This window comes from Nonomuraea turkmeniaca (assembly GCF_005889735.1).
In the GTDB taxonomy this organism is placed as follows: Bacteria; Actinomycetota; Actinomycetes; order Streptosporangiales; family Streptosporangiaceae; genus Nonomuraea; species Nonomuraea turkmeniaca.
This window is the reverse complement of the sequence record NZ_VCKY01000010.1, coordinates 37,023-57,613: the sequence shown is the minus strand read 5'-3', so window position 1 is coordinate 57,613 and position 20,591 is coordinate 37,023. Positions and strand designations below refer to the sequence as shown.

General features: G+C 69.6%; 23 protein-coding genes. 10 read left to right on the top strand and 13 right to left on the bottom strand.

Annotation, left to right across the window (positions count from 1 at the left end; genetic code table 11):
- Positions 1-77 precede the first annotated feature (77 nt).
- The 11 genes from ETD86_RS54820 to ETD86_RS04645 form a co-directional block, all read right to left on the bottom strand.
- Positions 78-245 carry a hypothetical protein gene (locus ETD86_RS54820; RefSeq protein WP_170222882.1) on the bottom strand — a complete coding sequence of 56 codons (168 nt, stop codon included), beginning with the start codon at positions 243-245 and terminating at the stop codon, positions 78-80.
- Entirely contained in the window at positions 245-808 is a 564-nt protein-coding gene (locus ETD86_RS04685; protein WP_138664838.1) for a TetR/AcrR family transcriptional regulator C-terminal domain-containing protein, read from the bottom strand. Before ETD86_RS04685 ends, ETD86_RS54820 begins: the two co-directional genes overlap by 1 nt.
- A gap of 33 nt (positions 809-841) precedes the next feature.
- Entirely contained in the window at positions 842-2,317 is a 1,476-nt protein-coding gene (locus ETD86_RS04680; protein ID WP_246147633.1) for a multicopper oxidase family protein, read from the bottom strand.
- Positions 2,318-2,381: 64 nt separating this feature from the next.
- On the bottom strand, positions 2,382-3,473 hold the full coding sequence (locus ETD86_RS04675) for a hypothetical protein (protein ID WP_138664837.1): 1,092 nt from the start codon (positions 3,471-3,473) through the stop codon (positions 2,382-2,384).
- Positions 3,470-3,973 carry a SigE family RNA polymerase sigma factor gene (locus ETD86_RS04670; RefSeq protein ID WP_246147632.1) on the bottom strand — a complete coding sequence of 168 codons (504 nt, stop codon included), beginning with the start codon at positions 3,971-3,973 and terminating at the stop codon, positions 3,470-3,472. Before ETD86_RS04670 ends, ETD86_RS04675 begins: the two co-directional genes overlap by 4 nt.
- Positions 3,974-4,043: 70 nt before the next feature.
- On the bottom strand, positions 4,044-4,430 hold the full coding sequence (locus ETD86_RS04665) for a MauE/DoxX family redox-associated membrane protein (RefSeq protein WP_138664835.1): 387 nt from the start codon (positions 4,428-4,430) through the stop codon (positions 4,044-4,046).
- Positions 4,427-4,969 carry a hypothetical protein gene (locus ETD86_RS04660; protein ID WP_138664834.1) on the bottom strand — a complete coding sequence of 181 codons (543 nt, stop codon included), beginning with the start codon at positions 4,967-4,969 and terminating at the stop codon, positions 4,427-4,429. The genes ETD86_RS04665 and ETD86_RS04660 overlap by 4 nt, the downstream gene beginning before the upstream one ends.
- An 18-nt stretch (positions 4,970-4,987) precedes the next feature.
- The gene (locus ETD86_RS54815; protein WP_170222881.1) at positions 4,988-5,158 is read right to left on the bottom strand and encodes a hypothetical protein; all 171 of its coding nucleotides are present in this window, start codon (positions 5,156-5,158) and stop codon (positions 4,988-4,990) included.
- 9 nt (positions 5,159-5,167) lie between these two features.
- Positions 5,168-5,680 carry a hypothetical protein gene (locus ETD86_RS04655; protein WP_138664833.1) on the bottom strand — a complete coding sequence of 171 codons (513 nt, stop codon included), beginning with the start codon at positions 5,678-5,680 and terminating at the stop codon, positions 5,168-5,170.
- Positions 5,677-6,183, bottom strand: coding sequence for a thioredoxin domain-containing protein (locus ETD86_RS04650; RefSeq protein ID WP_138664832.1), 507 nt, complete (start codon positions 6,181-6,183; stop codon positions 5,677-5,679). The genes ETD86_RS04655 and ETD86_RS04650 overlap by 4 nt, the downstream gene beginning before the upstream one ends.
- 1 nt (position 6,184) lies before the next feature.
- Positions 6,185-6,934: a hypothetical protein gene (locus ETD86_RS04645; protein ID WP_138664831.1), complete on the bottom strand. Its 750-nt coding sequence runs from the start codon at positions 6,932-6,934 to the stop codon at positions 6,185-6,187.
- Positions 6,935-7,475: 541 nt separating this feature from the next.
- Here ETD86_RS04645 and ETD86_RS04640 point away from each other — a divergent pair.
- From ETD86_RS04640 to ETD86_RS04615, 6 genes are read left to right on the top strand one after another with little or no spacing between them, the layout of a single operon-like run.
- Positions 7,476-8,456, top strand: a complete 981-nt coding sequence (locus tag ETD86_RS04640) for a LacI family DNA-binding transcriptional regulator (protein ID WP_246147630.1) — start codon at positions 7,476-7,478, stop codon at positions 8,454-8,456.
- A 14-nt stretch (positions 8,457-8,470) separates the two neighbouring features.
- The gene (locus ETD86_RS04635; RefSeq protein ID WP_138664829.1) at positions 8,471-9,736 is read left to right on the top strand and encodes a sugar ABC transporter substrate-binding protein; all 1,266 of its coding nucleotides are present in this window, start codon (positions 8,471-8,473) and stop codon (positions 9,734-9,736) included.
- Positions 9,737-9,779: 43 nt separating this feature from the next.
- Positions 9,780-10,655: a carbohydrate ABC transporter permease gene (locus ETD86_RS04630; protein WP_138664828.1), complete on the top strand. Its 876-nt coding sequence runs from the start codon at positions 9,780-9,782 to the stop codon at positions 10,653-10,655.
- A complete protein-coding gene (locus tag ETD86_RS04625; RefSeq protein WP_138664827.1) occupies positions 10,655-11,461 on the top strand; it encodes a carbohydrate ABC transporter permease in 807 nt (268 codons plus the stop codon). The genes ETD86_RS04630 and ETD86_RS04625 overlap by 1 nt, the downstream gene beginning before the upstream one ends.
- Before the next feature lie 15 nt (positions 11,462-11,476).
- On the top strand, positions 11,477-12,835 hold the full coding sequence (locus ETD86_RS04620; RefSeq protein ID WP_211369822.1) for a sulfatase family protein: 1,359 nt from the start codon (positions 11,477-11,479) through the stop codon (positions 12,833-12,835).
- A gap of 51 nt (positions 12,836-12,886) precedes the next feature.
- Positions 12,887-13,735 (top strand): aldo/keto reductase, encoded by an 849-nt coding sequence (locus ETD86_RS04615; protein WP_138664826.1) that lies wholly within the window; start codon positions 12,887-12,889, stop codon positions 13,733-13,735.
- Positions 13,736-13,971: 236 nt separating this feature from the next.
- On the opposite strand, the gene ETD86_RS04610 is transcribed toward ETD86_RS04615, so the two are convergent.
- Positions 13,972-15,522 (bottom strand): M28 family metallopeptidase, encoded by a 1,551-nt coding sequence (locus ETD86_RS04610; RefSeq protein ID WP_138664825.1) that lies wholly within the window; start codon positions 15,520-15,522, stop codon positions 13,972-13,974.
- A gap of 125 nt (positions 15,523-15,647) precedes the next feature.
- Entirely contained in the window at positions 15,648-17,297 is a 1,650-nt protein-coding gene (locus ETD86_RS04605) for a glycosyl hydrolase family 18 protein (protein WP_138664824.1), read from the bottom strand.
- Positions 17,298-17,753: 456 nt separating this feature from the next.
- On the opposite strand from ETD86_RS04605, the gene ETD86_RS04600 reads away from it, so the two are divergent.
- The 4 genes from ETD86_RS04600 (at position 17,754) to ETD86_RS04585 (ending at position 20,514) form a co-directional block, all read left to right on the top strand.
- On the top strand, positions 17,754-18,050 hold the full coding sequence (locus tag ETD86_RS04600) for a luciferase domain-containing protein (protein WP_138664823.1): 297 nt from the start codon (positions 17,754-17,756) through the stop codon (positions 18,048-18,050).
- 141 nt (positions 18,051-18,191) lie between these two features.
- Positions 18,192-18,422, top strand: coding sequence for a hypothetical protein (locus tag ETD86_RS04595; RefSeq protein ID WP_138664822.1), 231 nt, complete (start codon positions 18,192-18,194; stop codon positions 18,420-18,422).
- Positions 18,423-18,593: 171 nt separating this feature from the next.
- On the top strand, positions 18,594-19,085 hold the full coding sequence (locus ETD86_RS04590; protein WP_211369821.1) for a hypothetical protein: 492 nt from the start codon (positions 18,594-18,596) through the stop codon (positions 19,083-19,085).
- Positions 19,086-19,125: 40 nt separating this feature from the next.
- Positions 19,126-20,514: a hypothetical protein gene (locus tag ETD86_RS04585; RefSeq protein ID WP_138664821.1), complete on the top strand. Its 1,389-nt coding sequence runs from the start codon at positions 19,126-19,128 to the stop codon at positions 20,512-20,514.
- Positions 20,515-20,591 lie beyond the last annotated feature (77 nt).

The window sequence follows — 20,591 nt, the reverse complement described above, 5'->3', positions numbered from 1 at the left end:
CCCCATGTAGGAGCTAGCGGAGCGTAACTCGCGTTTGGGGCAGCGTCCATATATGTGGCTACGTATGGCGACAAAAGTCAGCGATATACGGCTAAAGCAGCCTCCGCCACCAGCGTGTCGATCAGCGCCGCGCATCGCACGTCCGGCTTCTTCCAGCCCTCGATCGCCGAACGTGCCCCCGACGAGGCGCGGACGACCGCCGCGGCGTCGGCGAGCTGGTAACGCGTGGTCGGCAGCACCCCCATCACCCGGACCGCACGTCCCCGGGCTCCCTCGCCACGAGAGCGAGCAGATCGGCGATGAGCATCCCCTTAGCGCATCTGCCACGCGCATCGCATCGTTCGGCGACTACTGGAAGGTCGTGCGGAGGTGGGCTTCGAGGCCGTCGAGGAGGCGCTGGAGGCCATGGTCGAAGCTGTCCTCGTTCTCCGCCGGTGGCCACCCCCAGCACGTACGCGACGACGGCGTTCATGGCCCGATCGGCCTCCCGCGGCGAGAACCCGCCCCGCTCGAGGACGGCGAGCAGGTGCTCCGAGCGGCGTAGCACGTTGGGCCCGAGGTAGGACAGCCCCGCCTCGCCGAGCTTGGCGGCCACCCACGGGTGACGCAGGATCGTCGCCCGCAGCCCGTGGGCGACCTCGGTCACCGTGGCCCGCCACGCGGCCGGGTCGTCCGGCGCGGGCAGCGCCAGCTGGCCGTAGACCTCGTCCACGGCCAGCTCGAACAGCTCGTCCTTGTTGGCCACGTGCCGGTAGAGCGAAGTGGCGCCGGCGCCCAGCCTGCTGCCCAGGCGGCGTGCGGTGCGCACGGCGTACGTAAACGGGTACGCCGTGCGCGTTCCCTAGTGCGTGCGCTTGTGGGCCGGGCGATGCATGCCCGTGTGGGTCGTGCCGCGACGCGGCGGCGGGCCGTAGCCGAGCGCGCCCATCATGCCCTGCTCCTGGTGGTACAGGTTGTGGCAGTGGAACATCCACTCACCGGGGTTGTCGGCGAGCACGTCGATCTCCAGGCGCTCGCGCGGCTTGATGTTCACGGTGTCCTTGCGCGGCCCCCGCAACCCGTTCACGTTGACCTGGAACGTGTGCCCGTGCAGGTGCATCGGATGCCACATGGGCGACTCGTTGTCCAGCACGATGCGGATGGTCTCCCCGCGGTCCACCTGCACCCGCATGGGGTCGGCGGCGAGCCGGTCGTTGAGGGTCCACTCGTTGCCGGACGGCCGCATGCCGAGCCGCACGGTGACGACCCTGGACGGGCGGGGGAGCTGGTCGGCGCGTGGCGCCCTCAAGTCCTCATAGTTCAACATCCGCCCGGTGAGTTGCGCCACCTTGGCGTCCTTCGCGGGTGTGGCCGCCCTGCGCGACGTCCGCACCACGGCGAACGCCCGTGCCCGCTTCCCCTCCGCCAGCGCGACCAGCGGGAACGCGCCCGAGCCGAGCCGCACGAGGAAGTCGTACCGCTCGCCCATGCCGATGAGGATGGAGTCGACGGTGACCGGCTTGCACGGGAACCCGTCGGTGTGGGTGACAGTCAGCTCGTGGCCGCCGAGCGCGACGCGGAACGGGGTGTCGGCGGCCGCGTTGATCACCCGGAACCTGACCCGCCGCCCCGGCGCGCTGTGGAAGGTCGCGGGCGCGTCCGGCGCGCGCCCGTTGATGAGGTAGAGCGGATGATGCATTTCCGCCGCCACGCCCCCGAGCACCGCGCTGCGCAGCGTGTCGTCGTGCTGGGTGCTCGCGTTCAGCCGGCGCAGCGCGTCGTCGGGAGTGCCGCTGATGCCGTCCAGCCAGTCGTCGAGCAGCACCGTGATCTCCTGGTCGTAGCTCAGCGGCTCACGCGGGTCGGCGACGATCAGCGGCCCGTACAGGCCGCGGTCGGGCTGGGTGCCGACGTGCGAGTGGTAGAAGTACGTCCCGGGGTCCGGCACCCGGAAGACGTAATCGAACCGCTCGCCGGGCCGCGTGGGCTCCTGGCTGAACCCGGGCGCGCCGTCCATGCGCGGGTCGATCCTGATCCCGTGCCAGTGCACGGTGGTGTTCGCAGGCAGCGCGTTGATCAGCGGCACCCTGACGGTCTCCCCGGCCGTGGCCTCGATCGACGGGCCCGGCACGACGCCGTTGTACGTCCAGGTGGAGACCGTGCGCCGCCCCAGGGAGACCTTCGCGGGACGGGCCCGCAGCGTCATCCCGCGCGGCTGCGCCACCGCCGTCCCGGCCGATCCCGTGACCGCGCCCATGGCCGCGAACGCGCCGGTGACCAGCAACCGCCTGCGAGTCACGTACGCGCCGGACCTCCACGCATATGTCAGAGCATCCATGAGTAGGCAAGGTAACGGAGAGTAACAGGAGATGGCTCTACGCCACGCGGACCCGTACCGAGCGTCAGTGCCGTGCGCCTCCTGGCAGGACGACGGCGGCCTGCCCGGGGACCTCGAACAACAACCGGCGCCCGGACGGGGTGATGGTCTCCAGCTTCTGCCGTCCCTTGGCCTGGTCCTGGGGGACCTGGATGACGGCGAAGCCGCCGTCGACCGGCCCGACCGGGAACTGGTCGGCCGGCAGCGGCCGGCGGGCCATCGGCTTGCCCGCAAGGTCGAACTCCAGGACCGTGATCTGGTCGCCGGAGTACTCCAGAGTGAAGACCCGCTCCCCGGACACCTGGATCGACAGCCCGTGGGTGGTGTCGGCGAGGACACCCGCTCCGGACGTGAGGCGGACGACGAGGCCGTTGTCCGCGTGCACGAGCGTGACGCGTTCGTACGGCAGCTTGTCCTGCTTGCTCTCCATGAGAAGAAGGACGTCACCCGAGGGCAGCAGGCCGATCGGCTCGTGTCCAGGAGGCGGGTCGAGCTCGCTGGTGTGGCCGCTCGGGAGCTCCAGCGTCACGTACCTGCCGACGTTCCCGCTGGCGTGGTGGCCGACGAGCAGCCGTTGCGAGTCCGCGGACCACGCCCACGGGCTGTAGGCGCTGTCCGCGGCGCCTCCGGCCGGGGGCGGGAGCGTGTGCACCACGCCGGCCAGGAGGTCCCTGACTTCGTACCCACCGTTGACGGGCCGGCCGAGCCAGCGCCCGTCAGGGGAGAGGGTGATGTTGCCCGGCGGATTGACGGTCCGCTCGCCCAGCAGATACTGTCGGCCGTCGGTGAGCACCAGGAAGGTCGGGCACTGCCCCTGGCAGGCCGTGTACACCAGGGCGCCCCGCCCGACGGCACCGGTGGCGGGCAGCGCCGGCGCTTCGGCGGGCGGCTCCACGACATGCGTCGGGGGCGCCACTGTCGCCACGGCGTCCGGAGGCGCGGGCTGGCGCTGCTGGAAGGCGACTCCGGCGGCGACCACCACGAGGGCGGCCGATCCGGCGATCACCGCCCTGCGGATTCTGCGGACGCGCAGCGTGGCAAGCGCCTTGCCGGCGTCGGCGTAGTCGCGTACGTCCTGGTCGAGCTGGTCATAAGCGGCACCGAGGGGCGGTTTCACGAGCGCACCTCCGTCTCGAGTAGTTGCGGAGCCATCTGGCGCAGGCGTTTGAGCGCGTCATGGGTGTGGCGTTTGACCGTACCGATGGAGCAGCCCAGCTCAGCGGCCACAGCGCTCTCCGTGAGGTCCTCGTAGAACCTGAGATAGAGCACGATCCGCTGCCTGCTCCCGAGCACGCTCAGCGCCCGCAAGAGCGCGACCTTCAGATCTGTCTGCGCGGACTCGTCCGTGGACGGCGACGGCTCGGGGAGGTCCGCGGTCGACACGAACGCCAGCCGGCGGGGGCGCCGCCACGTCCGCAGCTGATTGATCAGGACCTTGCGGACGTAGGGCTCCGGGTCGCCTTCCTGCGTGAGCTTCCGCCAGCGCGCCGCGACCTTGACCAGGGTTTCCTGCACCAGATCTTCGGCCAGGGCGTGGTCTCCCGTGATCAGGTAGGCCATGCGCGACAGTGCCAGACCGCGCGTGGCCACGAACTCGCGGAAGCCGTCATCTGTCACCGGCCCAGCCCTCCGTCGGGGATGCCTCATCTACAACACTCAACGACATCCGCGAAAGGTTGAGTGGCTCTCAGGCCGCGACGCCCCACAACGTCAATCCCATCAGCAGGACGAGTGCCGCCCGGGCCCACGTGCGTGTCGACGCCCGCTCCTGGCGGCCGAAACACAGGCAGGGGGCCTGCTCGCCCACGGCCAGGAGATACGTCTGCGCGGCCGTGAAGGAAGCGCCCAGACAGGTCGCGATCACGCCCACGACCACGTCGGCGACGGGAGAGAAGGCGGTCAGCGCGGCGAGCGCCTCCACGGTCACCACCGTGAAGGCGCCCACCTGGGCGATCCGCCCGCGGAGCCCGAAGGGCGCCAGGCTGCTCTGGAACGCGGCGAAGTGACGCGCCTTCCCGAGCACGGCCAGCGCCAGGAGGATGCCCAGCCCGTAGCGGACGACGATGACGATCACCCGATCACCAGCATCGTCACTACGGGCAGTGCGAGAACGACGAACAGCACCTTCAGCCTCGGCAGGGTGAAAGAGAACGCCGTGTCCGCCTCCATCCTGTCCCGTGCCGCGGCGAACGTCAGGAGCATCAACGCCCGCGCCGCCGCGAAGCCGGCCCCCGCGAGGAGCGCTTCCTCCCAGGACGCCAGGAACAGGATCGAGATCGCCAGGATGTGCGGCAGCCCCGTCGGCGAGTACGTGCGCATTCCCGTGCCCATCTCGGCACCGAACTGCACGGCGCCCCAGAAGGGAATCCTGGTGACGAACTGCGGCACCAGCCGCGCGTTCTGGAGCAACGGGAAGGAGAGCACATCCAGCTCACGGAGCAGGAGGACAACCGCCGCCGCGGCGACGAGGATCTGCAGAACCACCGTCGGGAACGGTGCTCGAAGCACAGATCCGACGAGCACCAGCACGAACGTGACGGCGCCCGCTCCTGCGAACAACCCGGCGATGAAGCCGGCGATATCAGCACCCCGCCGGACCGACGAGGACAGCACCCAGGCGCTGTTCAGGCTTCAAACGGAGCCGGAGAGGGAGAAGCCGGCGACGAGGGCCGCCACCAGCCAGGTGAAGCCTCTGGTGTCCGCGCCCGTCAGCCTCAGGGACAGCACCAGTGCCTCCGCCGCCACGATCAATGCCACCCCGGGCAGCAACAGGCGGACGGATGTGGTCGTGGGATCGCTCATCGGGCGCGGTCAGATCGCCGTACGGCAGATGGAGAAGCGGGAGACCCGGCCGCCGCCGCAGTCGTTGTACTCGTACCAGCCGTCGGAGCACTTGCGGCGGGTGCTGGTGGTGCTGCCGCCGGTCCACCTCCACGCGTTGTGACCGTCGCAGGTCGTGGCGTAGTGGGTGTAGCGGAAGTTGTAGCAGGTACCGGACCCGCCGTCGTTGCGGTGCCACGAGCCGGAGCAGTTGCCGGAGTACAGCGCGCTCGAGGGCGTGCAGACGGTGCTGGCGTTCACGTAGCCCCGGCAGGTACTCCATGCGGTGTAGGAGGCGGCCGCCGCGGCGCGCGGCTTCGACCAGGGCAGGAGGTCGAGGACGCCCAGCCCGGTCGCCACCGCGGCTCCGGTGGCCAGGCCCAGGATGCGGCGCCTGCTCCACCCTTCCCGCTTGGCGCCCACGAGGGTGGGTAACGCCTGCTCGGGCATTTCGTGGGCGCTGGGAATCTGATCGAGGATGGAGATCTGCTTTTCGGCCGTCACAGCTGCTTTTCCTTTCTGTTCGCCACCGCACGCTCGACCATCTCCACGAGCGCCTCTCCGGATCCCACTGGGGAGGTGAAGCCCACGACGCCGTTCTCGTCCACGACGAGCAGCGCCGGGGTGTACGGCACGCCGGCCGCTCGCCAGGTCGCCGGATCCTTGATCACCCTGATGGAGTCGGGCAGGGGTTTGTCGAACCCTGGATCGTCGGACAACACCGCGAACGACAGGTCCGGAGGGAGGTCGGTCGCCAGCTTGGCAGCCGCGAGCAGGACATCGTCGCAGATGGGGCAGCGACGATTGACCTTGATGACCATGGTGGTGCCGCCGGGAACGGCCAGTGCGTTCGCCTGCGTGTCGGGGCCGGTGCTGAGGCGCATGCCGACGCCGCTGTAGGTGGCCAGCTCCAGTTCACGGACCCGCCGGTAGAGCCCGGCGCCGGCCGCGAAGAGGATGATGACGAGAATGGCCAGGATGACGACCGCCGCCGTCAACGGCTCCACGTCATGCCTGCCACTCGACGCGCTTGACCTTGCTCAGGAAGCCGGCGGCGGTCTCCGCGCTGCCTGCCGCCGCGCGAGCCGACACGCTCGCCTTGCCGTCGCTCGGGGCGTCCCAGGGGTAGAGGGTCGCGATGGCGGTCTCGGTGACCAGGAGGAACGGCGTCTCTTCACCCGAGGGCGGCGCGGGCATCCGCCACAGTTCGCCCGAACTCGCGGCGTACCCTCGCCAGTTGGGGATCCGGCTGACTCCGGCCTGCTTGGACTCGACCATCATGGTGCCGACGCCCGCGATCCAGGTCGCGTAGAACTCCATGGAGACGTCGAAGCGCGAGCCGCCGTCGGCCGTCAGCCCTTCGGGGGTGTCGACCCACGTCACCCGGCTGAAGGTGTCGACGATGTCGGACGATTCCCACTCGGGGGCGTAGAAGAGCCCGTGCGCCATGTGCCACGGACCCAGCCACGCGACCCATCGGGCGTCGGCCGGATCCTCGCAGTCGTAGACGACGACTTCGCCGCCGCTCAGCGAGAAGCGCTCACGCTCCCGCCCGCGGACCGAGTTGACGCCTGCCGCGAGGGCGGACTTGGGGGCCAGTTCGAGGGCCCAGCTCTCGGCGGTCGTCTTCCGGCCGCCGTACTTGGGGGTGTAGCGGACGTGGCCGGTCCATGGGGTCAGCGAGGCGGCTTCCGCGTCGTCGACCTCGAGATGGAGAAAGGAATGTGAAATGGTGCGGAGGGTGGATAAATGCCCCATTCGTCCCCTGGCCCTTCGTGGCAGATTTCGGGAACTAGATCATTTCGCACGAAGCGTGACATGATCCGCATACCTGGTCAAGACATGATTTTTTCGTCTGTTTAAGATCAAGATGAAACGCGGTCGAAACATCCAGATGCCCCGTTCGAAGTGAGCTTTTCGCGCGTTTGTCCGCATCCGACGCAGTACCGCACGCTGCGAAGGGAAGCGGACATCCGTGCCCGGCGAGCAGACCGCCGACACCGGCCGGGTGGCGGCGCGCACGATCAGGAGTTCGTGGAACCGCCGCCGCCTGGATGCGTACGTTCGTCGACCTGCCGGCCAACCCGCCACGCATCCTCAAATGACGGGTTGATCCGTAGTGAGGTGAAGGAGTACGGTCGTGGGGACCCGCGATGTTAATCGTTTAACAGCATACAGATGCTGAGCGTCCCACTCCTGAGCCGCACAGCCCCACAGCGAGATGAGAGAGGGGAATTACCTTGTATTCCTGTCGGGAATGCTATGTTATTCGACTAGCATGAGACCTACAGCACGACAAGTGGCCGAACTCGCGAACGTGTCCGTCGCGACCGTCTCCTACGTGCTCAGTGGCCGGGACCGTCCCGTCGCCGCCGAGACGAGGCAGCGGGTGCTCGACGCCGCCAGGCGGCTCGGCTACACCCCCAACCAGGCCGCGAGGAGCCTGCGCAAGCGCCGCACCCAGCGGGTCTGTCTGGTGTTGAGCTCCATCGGCGGGGTGCCGACCGACGAGCGGCTGGCCAGGGACCTGCACGAGATGGCCGACGCCCGCGGCTACTCCGTGGTGACCCTGGCCGTCTACTCCGACGCCCGCGCGAACGCGGCGATCGACGTGCTGCGCGGCGGCATCGCCGACGGCGCGCTGATCAACGTGGTAGGCGACCACCTCACGCATGACCTGCTCAGCGGGCTCGCCGCCACCGGCCTGCCGATGGTGGTGCTGAGCAACGAGAGCGGGCTGGAGGGCTGCGACGTCGTCCGTACCCCGGAGACGGAGGCCTGCGTGGAGGCCGTCGAGCACCTGCTGGCGCAGGGCAGGCGGCGCATCGCGTTCCTGGCGCACCGCCATGAGCTCTACCGGGACCGGCCGGTCGGCCGGCTGCTCGGTTACACCACGGCGCTCGACCGGCACGGCGTGACGGAACGCATCATCACCTCGGGCGCCGACGACCGCGTGGCGGCGTACCAGACCGCCACCGAGCTCCTGCGCTCGCCCGACCGCCCCGACGCGATCTTCGCGGCGTCCGACCGCGCCGCGATCAGCGCCATCGGGGCCGCGCGGGACGCCGGGCTGAGCGTGCCCGGCGACGTCGCGATCGTCGGTGTCGGCAACATCGACGAGGGTCTCATCACCACCCCGCAGCTCAGCACCGTCGGCCCGCTCAGGCACGACTACACCGACATCGTGCGGCTGCTGTTCGACCGCCTCCAGGCCGAGGAGGCTCCGCCCGCCCGTGAGATCGTCCGCTCCTGGACCTTCCTGCGGCGAGGCTCTTCCTAGAAGGGAAATGCGAGATGTCCCCCACCCTCTCCCGCCGTGACCTGCTCCGCCTGGCCGGTGCGGCCGCCGCCGTGCCGGTCCTGTCGTCCTGCGCGGGCGCCCCCACCGCGCCCGCCACCGAGCCCGGCACGTTCACCGTCTACTGGAACGCCGGCCACGACTACCAGGCCTACCGCAAGGCGATCGCCGAGTTCGAGCAGGCCAACAAGGTCAAGGTCAACCTGCAGAAGTACCAGTGGCCGGACCTGCGTACCAGGCTGCTGGCCGACTTCGCCTCAGGGACCGTGCCGGACCTGGTCGAGGAGCCCGGCGGGTGGGTGCAGGAGTTCGCGGTCTCCGGCAACGCCCGCTCGCTGCAGGACTTCGTCGACCGCGACGGCCAGGCGATGGGCTTCCCCTCCGACTGGCAGCCGGTGACCGTCGAGCGCAACTCGTACCAGGGCAAGGTGTACGGGGTGCAGCTGCACTTCACCTGCAACACGCTCTTCTACAACAAGGCGATGCTCAGGGACGCCGGCGTGGAGGTGCCCACCACGTGGGAGGAGTTCCTGGCCGCCGCCCAGAAGCTCACCAAGGACGGCGTGTACGGCGTCGCGCTCAACCAGGACTACACCTACATGTGGCCGTGGATGGTGCAGGCCGGCGTCACCCCCTACGACACGCAGACCGGCAAGATCATGGAGCCGCGGGCGGACGCGGTCGCCGCCCTGCAGTTCCAGGCCGACCTGATCCACAAGCACAAGGTGGCGCCGGTGCCGGTGTCGGGCACCGACTACTCGGGCCCGCAGAAGTTGTTCTCGGCCAAGCGCGCCGCGATGATCTTCACCGGCCCGTGGGACCTGGACCCGATCAGGAAGACCAGCCCCGACATCGAGCTGGGCGTCGCCCCGCCGCTGAAGAACAAGACGCAGGCCACGCAGGCGGCCGGGGTCAGCATGTTCGTGCCGGCCAAGGCCACCCGCCCCGAGCTGTCGTGGGACTTCATCAAGCGCATCACCGCCATCGAGGTCGAGCAGGCCGCCACCAAGGAGACCGGCATGCTCATGCCGCGCGTCTCCTGGACGAAGCTGCCCGAGGTGCAGACGAACGAGGCCATCAAGGTCTTCGCCGACGCCCTGCCGACCGCCAAGGACTCCTCCCAGCAGGTGCGGCTCACCGGGCAGCTCGGCAAGTGGGAGGAGCAGCTCAAGGTCATGTACCAGCAGGTGCTCATCCAGAACCAGCCGGCCGCCGAGGCCCTCGCCACGTTCACCCAGACCGCGGAGGGATTCCTCAAGTGAGGCGGCGGCGTACGGCGACCGAGCCGCCGAACGGAGTGAGGCCATGAGCAGGCCCCGCACGCTGTCGGGCCGTTACGCGCGGACCGCCTACCTCTTCCTCACCCCGGCGATCCTGTTCTTCGCGGCCTTCTTCTACCTGCCGATCGGGAACGTGGTGGCCACCAGCTTCCGCACCGGTCCGCAGGCCGACCAGTGGACGGGGCTCGGCAACTACACCCAGGCCCTCGCCGATCCGGCGGTGCGGCACTCGTTCCTGGTCACCGTGGCGTTCTCGGTGCTGGTGGTGATCGGGTCGATCGTGCTCGGGCTGGTCCTGGCGCTCGCGCTGGACCAGCCGCTCAAGGGCCGGGTGGTGTTCCGGGTGCTGCTGCTGGTGCCGTACCTGACCTCGGTGGCGATCGTCGGGCTGCTCTGGCGCAACATCCTCGATCCGGAGCTCGGCGTGCTCAACCGGATGCTGGACGCGCTCGGGCTGCCGGGCCAGCAGTGGCTCAACACCGCGCCGCTGCTCACGATCGCCGCGGTCACGTTGTGGCAGAACGTGGGGTACACGATGGTGTTGTTCCTGGCCGGGCTGCAGGGCATCCCCGAGACCTACCACGAGGCCGCCAAGATCGACGGCGCGGACGGGTGGACACGTTTCTGGCGGATCACGCTGCCGCTGCTGGCGCCTACGACGTTGTTCGTGTCGGTGATGGCGGTGATCTCGGGACTGCAGGCGTTCGGGCAGGCGTACATCATCACCAACGGCGGTCCTGGCGACGCCACCGACCTGTCGGTCTTCCACATCTTCAACGTCGCCTTCCGCACCAGGGACTTCGGCTACTCGTCGGCCCAGTCGGTGCTGCTGCTGGTCGTGATCGTGGCGTTCACGCTGGTGCAGTTGCGGGCAGGGCGGCGCGGGGAGGTGACGTACTGATGCGGAAAGCTCTGCTCTACACGTTGCTGGTGATCGCCTCCCTGATCACGGTCGTGCCGCTGCTCTACATGGTCTCGCTGTCGCTGCAGACCGAGGCGGAGACGTTGGCGGCGAACGCGGTGCTGGTGCCCGACTCGCCCCAGTGGGGCAACTACGCGGAGCTGTTCGCCCGCGCGCCGTTCGGCAACTTCATCGTCAACAGCCTCGTCGTGGCCGGCGCCATCACGCTGGCGCACCTGCTGTTCGACCCGCTCGTCGGGTACGTGTTCGCCAAGTTCCGCTTCCCGCTGCGCAACACCCTGTTCGTGGCGTTGCTGGCGACGCTGATGGTGCCGTTCTTCGTGCGGATGATCCCGCTGTACGTGCTGATGGCCAACATGGGGTGGCTGAACACGTACCAGGGGCTGATCACGCCGTTCCTCATGGACGCGTTCGGGATCTTCCTCATGCGGCAGTTCATCCAGCCCATCCCCGACGACCTGATCAACGCGGCCCGCATCGACGGCGCCTCGGAGCTGCGGATCTACCGGAGCGTCATCCTGCCGCAGACGCGTCCCGCGCTCGCCGTGCTCGGGTTGTTCACCTTCGTCTTCCAGTGGAACGAGTTCCTCTGGCCGCTGGTCGCCACCAGCACGCCGGAGATGCGTACCATCCCAGTCGGGCTCACCCTGTTCAACCAGGAGTACTTCACGCTCTGGCACCTGACGGCGGCCGGCTCTGTGATCCTCTTCGTCCCCACTGCCATCCTGTTCATCTTCACCCAGCGCTACTTCGTGCGTGGCATCGCGCTGACCGGCCTACGTTAGTCAGGAGTCGTCTTCTTGCGTCCGAACGTGATCGTCGTCTTCACCGACCAGCAGCGGTGGGACACCGTCGGCCCGCTCACCCCCAACCTCGAAAGGATGGCCGGACACGGCACGCGGGCCGCGGTCGCGCTCACCCCTCAGCCGGTGTGCGCCCCCGCCCGCGCCGCCCTGCAGACGGGTCGCTACCCGACCACGACCGGCGTCTACCGCAACGGCCGCGTGCTGCCGCCCGAGGAGCGCACGCTGGCGCACCACTTCGGCGCGGCCGGCTACGCCACCGGCTACATCGGCAAGTGGCATCTGGCCGGCAGCGAGCCGGTGCCGGCGGACCAGCGGGGCGGCTACCAGTCCTGGCTGGCGGCCAACGCGCTGGAGCACACCTCCGACGCCTACCGCACGGTCGTGTTCGACGAGGCGAACGATCCCGTCATGCTGCCCGGCTACCGCTCCGACGCGCTCGTGGACGCGGCGATCAGGTTCGTCGCCGACCACCACGACGAGCCGTTCTACCTGTTCGTGTCGTTCCTGGAGCCGCACCACCAGAACGAGGTGGACAACTACCCCGCGCCCGACGGCTACGAGGAGCGTTACCAGGGCACCTGGATGCCGCCGGACCTGGCCGCGCTCGGCGGCACCGCGCACCAGCACATGGGCGGCTACCTGGGGCAGGTCAAACGCCTGGACGAGGGGCTCGGGCGGCTGCTCGACGCGTTGCGCAGCATGGACCTGCTGGACGACACGATCGTGGCGTACACCTCCGACCACGGCAACCACTTCAAGACCCGCAACGGCGAGTACAAGCGCTCCTGCCACGACGCCTCGCTCCGCGTGCCACTGGCGCTGCGCGGCCCGGGCTTCGACGGAGGCGGCACGATCTCCCGCCCGGTCAGCACGATCGACCTGCCGCCCACGCTGCTGGAGGCCGCCGGGCTGCCCGTGCCTGGGGAGATGCAGGGGCGGTCGTTGCTGCCGCTGGCCCGCGATGCCCGGGCTCCATGGCCTGACGAGGTGTTCTTCCAGGTCAGCGAGTCGGAGGTGGGGCGCGGCATCCGCACGTCCCGCTGGAAGTACTACGCGGTCGCCGAGGGCGCCCACCCGTGGGACGACCCGGCCGCCGACCGCTATCGCGAGCAGGCCCTGTACGACCTGGAGAACGACCCGCACGAGCTGGTCAACCTCGCCGGACTGCCGTCGCACGCCGAGGTGGCGGCGGAGCTGCGGGAGCGGCTCGGCCGCAGGATCGCGGCGGCCGAGGGTGCGGAGCCGGTGATCGAGCCGGCCGTCGAACTGCCTGCCCGGCCCCAGGCGATGAGCGACCCGGAGGTCCGGCTCCACGGCCCCAAGCCGGTCAGGTTCGGCCATCAGCGCAAGTGACACGATGTCCGTGAGAGAGTACGCCTCGACGTTCAGACGGAGTGTCCCCGCATGTCCATAGAGCTCCAGTCCACCGGCACGTTCACCATCGGCGGCAAGACCGTGCACCGCCTCGGCTTCGGGGCCATGAGTCTCACCGGGCCCGGGGTCTGGGGGCCGCCCCGCGACCACGACGAGTGTGTCCGGGTGCTGCGCCGGGCTGTCGAGCTGGGTGTGGACCTCATCGACACTGCCGACTCCTACGGGCCCTACGTCAACGAGGAGCTCATCCGGGAGGCGCTGCACCCGTACCCGGAGGGGCTGCTCGTCGCGACCAAGGCCGGGTTCGTGCGGACCGGGCCGGGGGAGTGGCATGCCGTGGGGCGCCCCGCGTACCTGCGGCAGGAGGTCGAGATGAGCCTGCGCAGGCTCGGGCTGGACCGGATCGACCTGCTCCAGCTGCACCGCATCGACCCGCTGGTGCCGCTGGAGGACCAGCTCGGCGAGCTCAAGGCGCTGCGGGACGAGGGCAAGATCGCCCATGTGGGGCTGTCGGAGGTGAGCGTCGAGGAGCTGGAACGGGCGCGCGGCATCGTCGACATCGTCACCGTGCAGAACCGCTACAACCTCACCAACCGGTTCTCGGAGGACGTGCTGCGGCACTGCGAGGAGCAGGGGATCGGGTTCATCGCCTACAGCCCCATCGCCAAGGGCGCCCTGGCGGCGCCGGGCGGCCCCGTGGACCACGTCGCCAAAGCCGTCGGAGCCACGCCCGCCCAGGTCAGCCTCGCCTGGCTGCTGGCCCACTCCCCGGTGATGCTCACCATCCCCGGCACCTCGTCGGTCGCCCACCTGGAAGAGAACCTCGCCGCCTCGACGGTGTCCCTGACGCCCCAGCAGGTGAGCGAGCTGGGGCGTTGACAGTGGCACTTCCGTCGGGGCCGGCGGGCACCCAGGCCGAGGACACTTCGCCGGTGATCTCGTAGTGGTAGCCGGCCACGTCGGCCACCCCGTTGGGCCCGAAGGTGAACTCACCGGGGACGCCCGGGCCGCCCGCCGGCTGCCGTCGCCATGGCGAGCGCGAGAACCAGCGCCTTCACCCGAGGCGCGATAAACGCGCCCGCAGCACGTGGCTGCGGGCGCGCCGGTGGTGGGTGTCAGCCGGCCGAGTCGGCGGGCTTGTGCGTGTGCGTGTGGGCGGTGGCGCTGCGGGCGGCAGGCGCCGGGGCCGGGTCGGTGGGGATCGTCCCGGTGTTGAAGGCGTACTTCGCCGTCAGGGCGGCGATCGCGTCCGAGTTGACGTCCAGCGCCTTGTCGTTGATGTTCTTGATGGTGTCGCAGACGCTGTGGTAGCAGGGGTCGAGCGGGACGCCCGCCGTGCCGCCGAAGATCGCGGCCTCCTCCGCGGTCTTGAGCACCTCGGCCCCGGTGAAGAGGCCGCCCGCCGGGATCCCGACCTCGATGAAGGGCCCGTAGTCGGAGCGGCCGGTGAAGGCCGTCGCCTTGTACGGCTGACCGCGCCCGGCGAAGAACTTCTCGAAGTCCTCCTCGATCACGTCCGATCCGGGCGGGCCCGCGACGCCGAACGCGTCACCGTCGCCGTCGTAGATCCCGAAGGTGTAGTTCGGCGAGGCGATCATGTCGAAGTTGAGGTAGAGGGTGATCTTGGCCCGCTCCTCCGCCGTCAGCGCGGCGACGTAGTGTTCGGAGCCGAGCAGGCCGAACTCCTCAGCGCCCCAGAAGGCGAAGCGCAGCTGGTTCTTCGGCCTGATCTTGGCGGCCTGGAGCGCGACCTCCAGGACGCCGGCGCTGCCCGAGCCGTTGTCGTTGATGCCGGGCCCCTCCTGGACGCTGTCGAGGTGGGCGCCGAGCATCACCACGTTGTCCGGGTTGCCGCGCTTGCTCTGGGCGATCACGTTGTACGTGGTCCGGGTCTCGACGATCGGGTCGTAGTTCATCTGCACCGTGGTGCCCGCGGCGGCGGCCAGCTCCTGGCCGACCGAGAAGCGGGCGAAGAACGACGGGATCGTCACGCCGGGCCCGCTGAGCACCGGGTTCAGGTCCACCTCGGTGCGGCCGGTCTGCCCCTCGTTGAACACGATGACCCCGGCCGCGCCCGCCGCCATGGCGTTGTCGACCTTGATGCGGAAGTTGCAGGTGCCGCGCTGCATGAGCGCGATGTTGCCGGGCACGAAGCCGGCGAAGTCGCTCGCCTCGCAGCCCGAGGTCGAGCTGTTGGCCGTGGGGCCGGGCGGCAGCACCAGGTCAACGGGTTGGATCGTGCCACTGACGGCGCCGGCGGGAGAGTCGCCCATCGCCACGTAGTCGCTGAAGAACCCGTATGAGTACGTCTTCGGGTCCGGGCTGGTCCGCTTGAGCACCGGCGGCGTCTTGTAACCGTCGAAGGTGAACTCGAACGGCTGGATCGTCACGTCGTACCCGGCGCCGCGGAGCTTGCGTGCCACGTAGTCGCGGGAGGCGTCGAAGCCGGGGGTGCCGGACACGCGCGTTCCGCCGTTGGCGTCGGCGATCGCCTGGAAGGCCGACAGGTGCTTCTTGACGTTCTTGCCGGAGACGGCCTCGACCAGCTTGCGTACGGCATTGTCACTGCCGTGGGCGCTGGCGGTGCCGGTGAAGGCTAAGGGGGAGACGGCAACGGCGACGGCGGTGATCGCGCCGAGCACGCCCTTGCGTAGTCCGGAATGCATGAAGGCTCCTCGAAGGTGAGGGAGACATCAGGACAAAAGAGACCTTGGCGATAAGGGACGAATATGTCAATAAGGCAGAAAGGGCCGACTCGTGGAGAGTCGGCCCTTTTTGTTACGAAAAAATGTCAGCCCAGACCGTTCCTCATAGCCGTGAGCAGTTCGGCGTTCGTGGTGTCACCGCTGAGCTCCCAGAAGAACGCGCCGCCGAGGCCCTGGTTCTTCGAGTAGGTCATCTTGCCGCCGATGGTGGCCGGGGTGTCGTAGCTCCACCACTGGCCGCCGCAGTACGCGTACGCGGTGCCCGCGACCGTTCCGGTGGCCGGGCAGCGGGTCTTGAGCACCTTGTAGTCCTCGATGCCCTGCTCGTACGTGCCCGGCGCCGGCCCGGTGGCCGTGCCGCCCGGCGCGGCCTGCGTGACGCCGCTCCAGCCACGGCCGTAGAAGCCGATGCCGAGCAGCAGCTTGCTCGCCGGCACGCCCTTGCTCTTGAGCTTCTGGATCGCCGCGTCGGAGTAGAAGCCGGGGGTCGGGATGCCGGAGTAGGAGGTGAGCGGCGAGTGCGGAGCCGTCGGGCCCTGCGCCGCGAAGGCGCCGAAGTAGTCGTAGGTCATGACGTTGTACCAGTTGACGTACTGGGCGGCGCCGCCGTAGTCGGCCGCGTCGATCTTGCCGCCGTTGGTGCCGTCGGCGGTGATGGCCGCGGTGACCAGGTAGCTGGAGCCGAAGCGGGAACGCAGCGCCGACATGAGGTTCCTGAACGCGGCCGGGCCGCTGCTGTCGCAGGTGAGGCCGCAGGCGTTCGGGTACTCCCAGTCGATGTCGATGCCGTCGAAGACATCGGCCCAGCGCGGGTCCTCGACGAGGCGGTAGCAGGACTCGGCGAACGCGGCCGGGTTCTGCGCGGCCTGGGTGAAGCCGCCGGACCAGGTCCAGCCGCCGAAGGAGAACAGCACCTTCAGGTTCGGGTACTTCTTCTTCAGCTTGCGCAGCTGGTTGAAGCTGCCGCGCAGCGCGCCGGCGTCCCAGGTGTCGGCGACGCCGTCCACGCTCTCGCCCGCCTGGTAGAACCGGTCGTAGTCGGCGTACGAGTCGCCGATCGTGCACTGGCCGTTCTGCACGTTGCCGAAGGCGTAGTTGATGTGCGTCAGTTTGGCGGCCGAGCCGCTGGTGTCGATGTTCTTGACGTGGTAGCCGCGCTGGTAGACGCCCCATTGGACGAAGTAGCCGAGCACCTTGTTCCCGCCGCCTCCGCCGCCCGTGGTCGTGGCGGTGACGCTTGCGCTGGCGGCGGAGCGGTTGCCGGCGGCGTCGCGGGCGCGGACGGTGTAGGTGTAGCCGGTGTTGGCGCTCAGGCCGGTGTCGGTGTGGGTGGTGCCGGTGACGGTGGTGATGAGGGTGCCGCCGCGGTAGATCTCGTAGCCGGTGACGGCGACGTTGTCGGTGGAGGCGTTCCAGGCCAGGGAGACGCTGTTGCCGGTGACGCCCGTCGAGCGGAGGTTGGCGGGCACTGACGGGGCTGTCGTGTCAGTGCCGCCGCCTGTCACGGGCTTCCAGAGGGCGGGGACGTTCGGGGGCTCCCAGCCGGGCTGGGAGGTGTGCGACTGGATGCACTCGTACTGGAGACCGTTGTACGTCACGCGCGTGCCGGCCGAGTACGCCGTCCACGCCGCCCAATCGGCGAAGACGGCCACGCCGTAGGCGGCGGGCGGGGCGACGACCACGGCCGTGAGCGGCAGCGCCAAGGCCGCCAGGCAGGCAAGGATCTTGTGTCTCATGATGCTCCGACATCCTGTTGGGGGGTGTACAGGGGGCGGGATGCCAAGGAAACTATTAGGAAAGTTTCCTTTAAGTTATGAGACGACGTTAATCCTTACCTGCGGTGGCGTCAATATGTGAAGCTGCTGAGCAAACCGGAGCGCCGCTTCGGCCGTGGCCGGGCGCACTCGCCGCGCCTGCCCGTCCGCCGCTACCGGCGACTCGACGAGCTCACGGACAAGATCCGCGTCGCCCGGACGCGGCGAGAGCGCCCGTCACCTTCCCGTGCGGCAGGCCGCACATCATCGGCAACCGCTCCGGCCCCGTGACCCGCGATCGCGACCTGGCTGATCGTGCACCGCTGAGCGTTGATAACGGTTGCAGAACGGCCGGTGACGCGAAGGACGGGTGTCCTTCAGCATGGAGAGGTGGGAATTACCGTCAGGCGACGGGCTGCTGAACGGCGAGGACCCTACGTGGCGCGCGCCGTGGCCGAGCTACGGTCCTGGCCGGCGCTGGCGGTCCGCGACACCCGGCGCGGCGTGACGTTCGCCGTGCGCGGCACCGAGATCCTGCGGCTGACGGGGAGCGACGAGGTCCAGGTCCGCCTGACCGCCCCGGCGATCGACCGGCTGGAGCCGTACCTGCTGGACTGCCGCCAGGTGCAGGCCTGCTCCGACCGGGCCTGGGTGGCCGTCCACGTGGACGCGACGCCCGACCTGGAGCTGCTGCTCGCGCTGACCAGCGTGGCCATCAAGGAGCACGTGGCCTGACCCGCGTCCACGGGCGGGGTGCGGCCGGGGGAAGACCGTGCCGTCGAAGAGTTTTCGGGCGGTGCGGACGTTCGCCGCCCTCATGCTGGAATATCAACAATAGTGTCAACGATACGGCGGACTCGATCGGAGGGCGGCCCATTGGATGACGGCTCTCAGGTGGCGCTGCTCGGCTACGGCGAGGTGGACGGCGCGATCATGGCCCCCGTCCCGCTTCGCGGGCTCGCCACCCAGGTCCTGGCCAGTGGCCCTGACGCGGACCGGTTCGCCGCGTTCGCCAACGCCCATGGCATGGACGTGACGCCGATCGGCGGCTCGCCGGGCGATGCCGCCGGGACAATGCGGGCTCTGCGGGGGCGCGGTCGCGCATGAGGTGCTGGAGGCACGGAACGGCGGCGGGTCGAGCAGGTGGTTTGATCGTTTCTCCCCGTTCTGTCGGTGGGGTCGGGTAGGTTCGCGGATCAATTGATCAGCCGCTTGCGAAGGTGTGGGCACTTCCGCCTGCAAGGGCGCGGGGCGGCTGGGGCGGGAGGTTCTGAGGTCGTGGACGCGGACAGAGCCGCGTGGGAGCAACGCAGTGTGGTACGGGTGGTGCCGCCCGTCGAGCCGCGCAAGCTGGCGAAGGTGCCGTTCGTCGAGCTGGCCGACGGCCGGCTCCAGGGTGTCGTGTCGAGCGGGTCCGACATAGAGCGGGTCTACGTCTCGTCGATCACCGCCGGCACCCATGCGCTGAGCTGCAGCACGAACAACAACCGGCCGTGCGGCGCGCTGCACGGCTACGCATGCAAGCACATACGCATGCTGGCCGACGAGGCGGTCCTGCAGTACGGCATGGACCGGGTGGCCCGCTACCTGCGGGTGGAGGTGGCCGAGCACGGCGACCTGATCAACAGCCTCAACAGGCTGGTCGAGCGCACGCCGGCGGCCGTGGTGTTCAGCCGGTTCCTGCGGCACCTGGCCTATCTGGAGGTGCCCGAGAGCACCGAGCCGCTGGCGGAGCTGCACTGGTTCCCGGCGATGGGGGCGGTGCGCTGATGACCGGCATACGTTTCGCGGGCGCGGAGGTGGTGTGCTGATGCTCGATGTACAGCTTGGTGAGCTGGGCAGCGGGTCGCCGGCGGGGGTCGACGAGGCGCTTGAGCTGGTGGCGGGGTTCGACGACGCGCTGGTGCACGGGTTCGCGCGGATCGGTGAGGAGCCGGCGGCGGCGCTGAGCGCGCTCGCGGGCGCGCTGGCGGCCAGCCCGCTCGGCGATCGCATCGGCGAGTCCGTGGAGAAGGTGGTCGCGGGGTCGATCGGCGACGAGCATCTGGCGGCCCTGGCCGGCGGGCGGGCCGCGTTGACGGGGGCGGTGCACGATGCCCTGCTCGGAAGCCTCGACGCGGCGCTCGGACGGACGCGAGCCGCCTGGGAGGCGGCCCCGGGAACGGGCGACCACCCGGACAATCTGCTCGCCGGGTGCCGGGTGTGGCTGCGGGAGCTGGCCATCGTGGGCTGGCGTGGCGTCGACCACGATGTCGTCTCCTCTTCCGATCAGGCGATCGAGGCCCTGCTCGCCGTGCCGGAGCTGCGCGGGCTGGCGGTGCTGCTCGACGGCCTGGCGGCGGAGCTGCGGGCCTCGTGCCCGGTGAGCACGATGGAGCACGTGCCAGCGCGGAGATGGGCCGATCTGTGGTCGCGTGCCCTGTTGCTGTCGCAGTCCGGTCCCTGGAACGGCGGCGCAGAGCAGGTGTCGGGGCGGCTGCTGATCCTGGGCGCCGACGTGCACGAGCACGCCACGGTCGTACGCGTCCAGGTCCACGGCGTCTTCGAGCCGGCCGGAGGCGCTCCGGCCAGGCTCGTACGCACGAGCGTGGCCGCGGCGAAGGTCGACACGATCGTCGGCCCGGCCGTGTGGCGGCTGATGGGCGGCCACCCGGTGCTGCTGGGCGCGCTGGCCGAGCACCGCACCCTGGAGATCACGGACATGCCGCTGCTGGGCGGCGGCGACCTGGTGTGGCACGACGACCGGGCGCGCGCGGGCGAGGAGGCCGATCCGTTCGCGACCGCCCGCGTCCAGCTCGGCGCGGCCGTCGCGGCGCCGGTCCCGCCGCTCGACCGCCATCCCGTCAGGATCGCCGAGCCCGTCTTCATCGAGGGCTACACGGTCGACGGAGAGACGCTGGAGCTGGGCGGCGGCAACATGCTCGCGCTGGACCTGGACCGGCTGCCGTCGAGCACGCCGCTCACGCCCGAGCTGGTGGCGGCGTCCACAGCGTGTCTCGGGCTGCTGCACTGGGACGGCGGACGGTGGACGCTGCAGCCGATCGCGGTGCAGGCCACGGTCAAGAAGAAGCCCGTCGCCGTGCACACCGGCGACTGGGCGATGGGGCCCACCGACCCCAAGGTGGTCAAGGCCGAGGCGAAGGCCGGTGACGCGGTCGCGGTGCTCCGAGAGCGGGCAGGACGGCTGCTGCGGAAATGACCGACATCACGGACGACGACATCACGGACGACGACATCACGGACGACGACCTCCGGGAGCAAGGCGCCGGGCAGGCA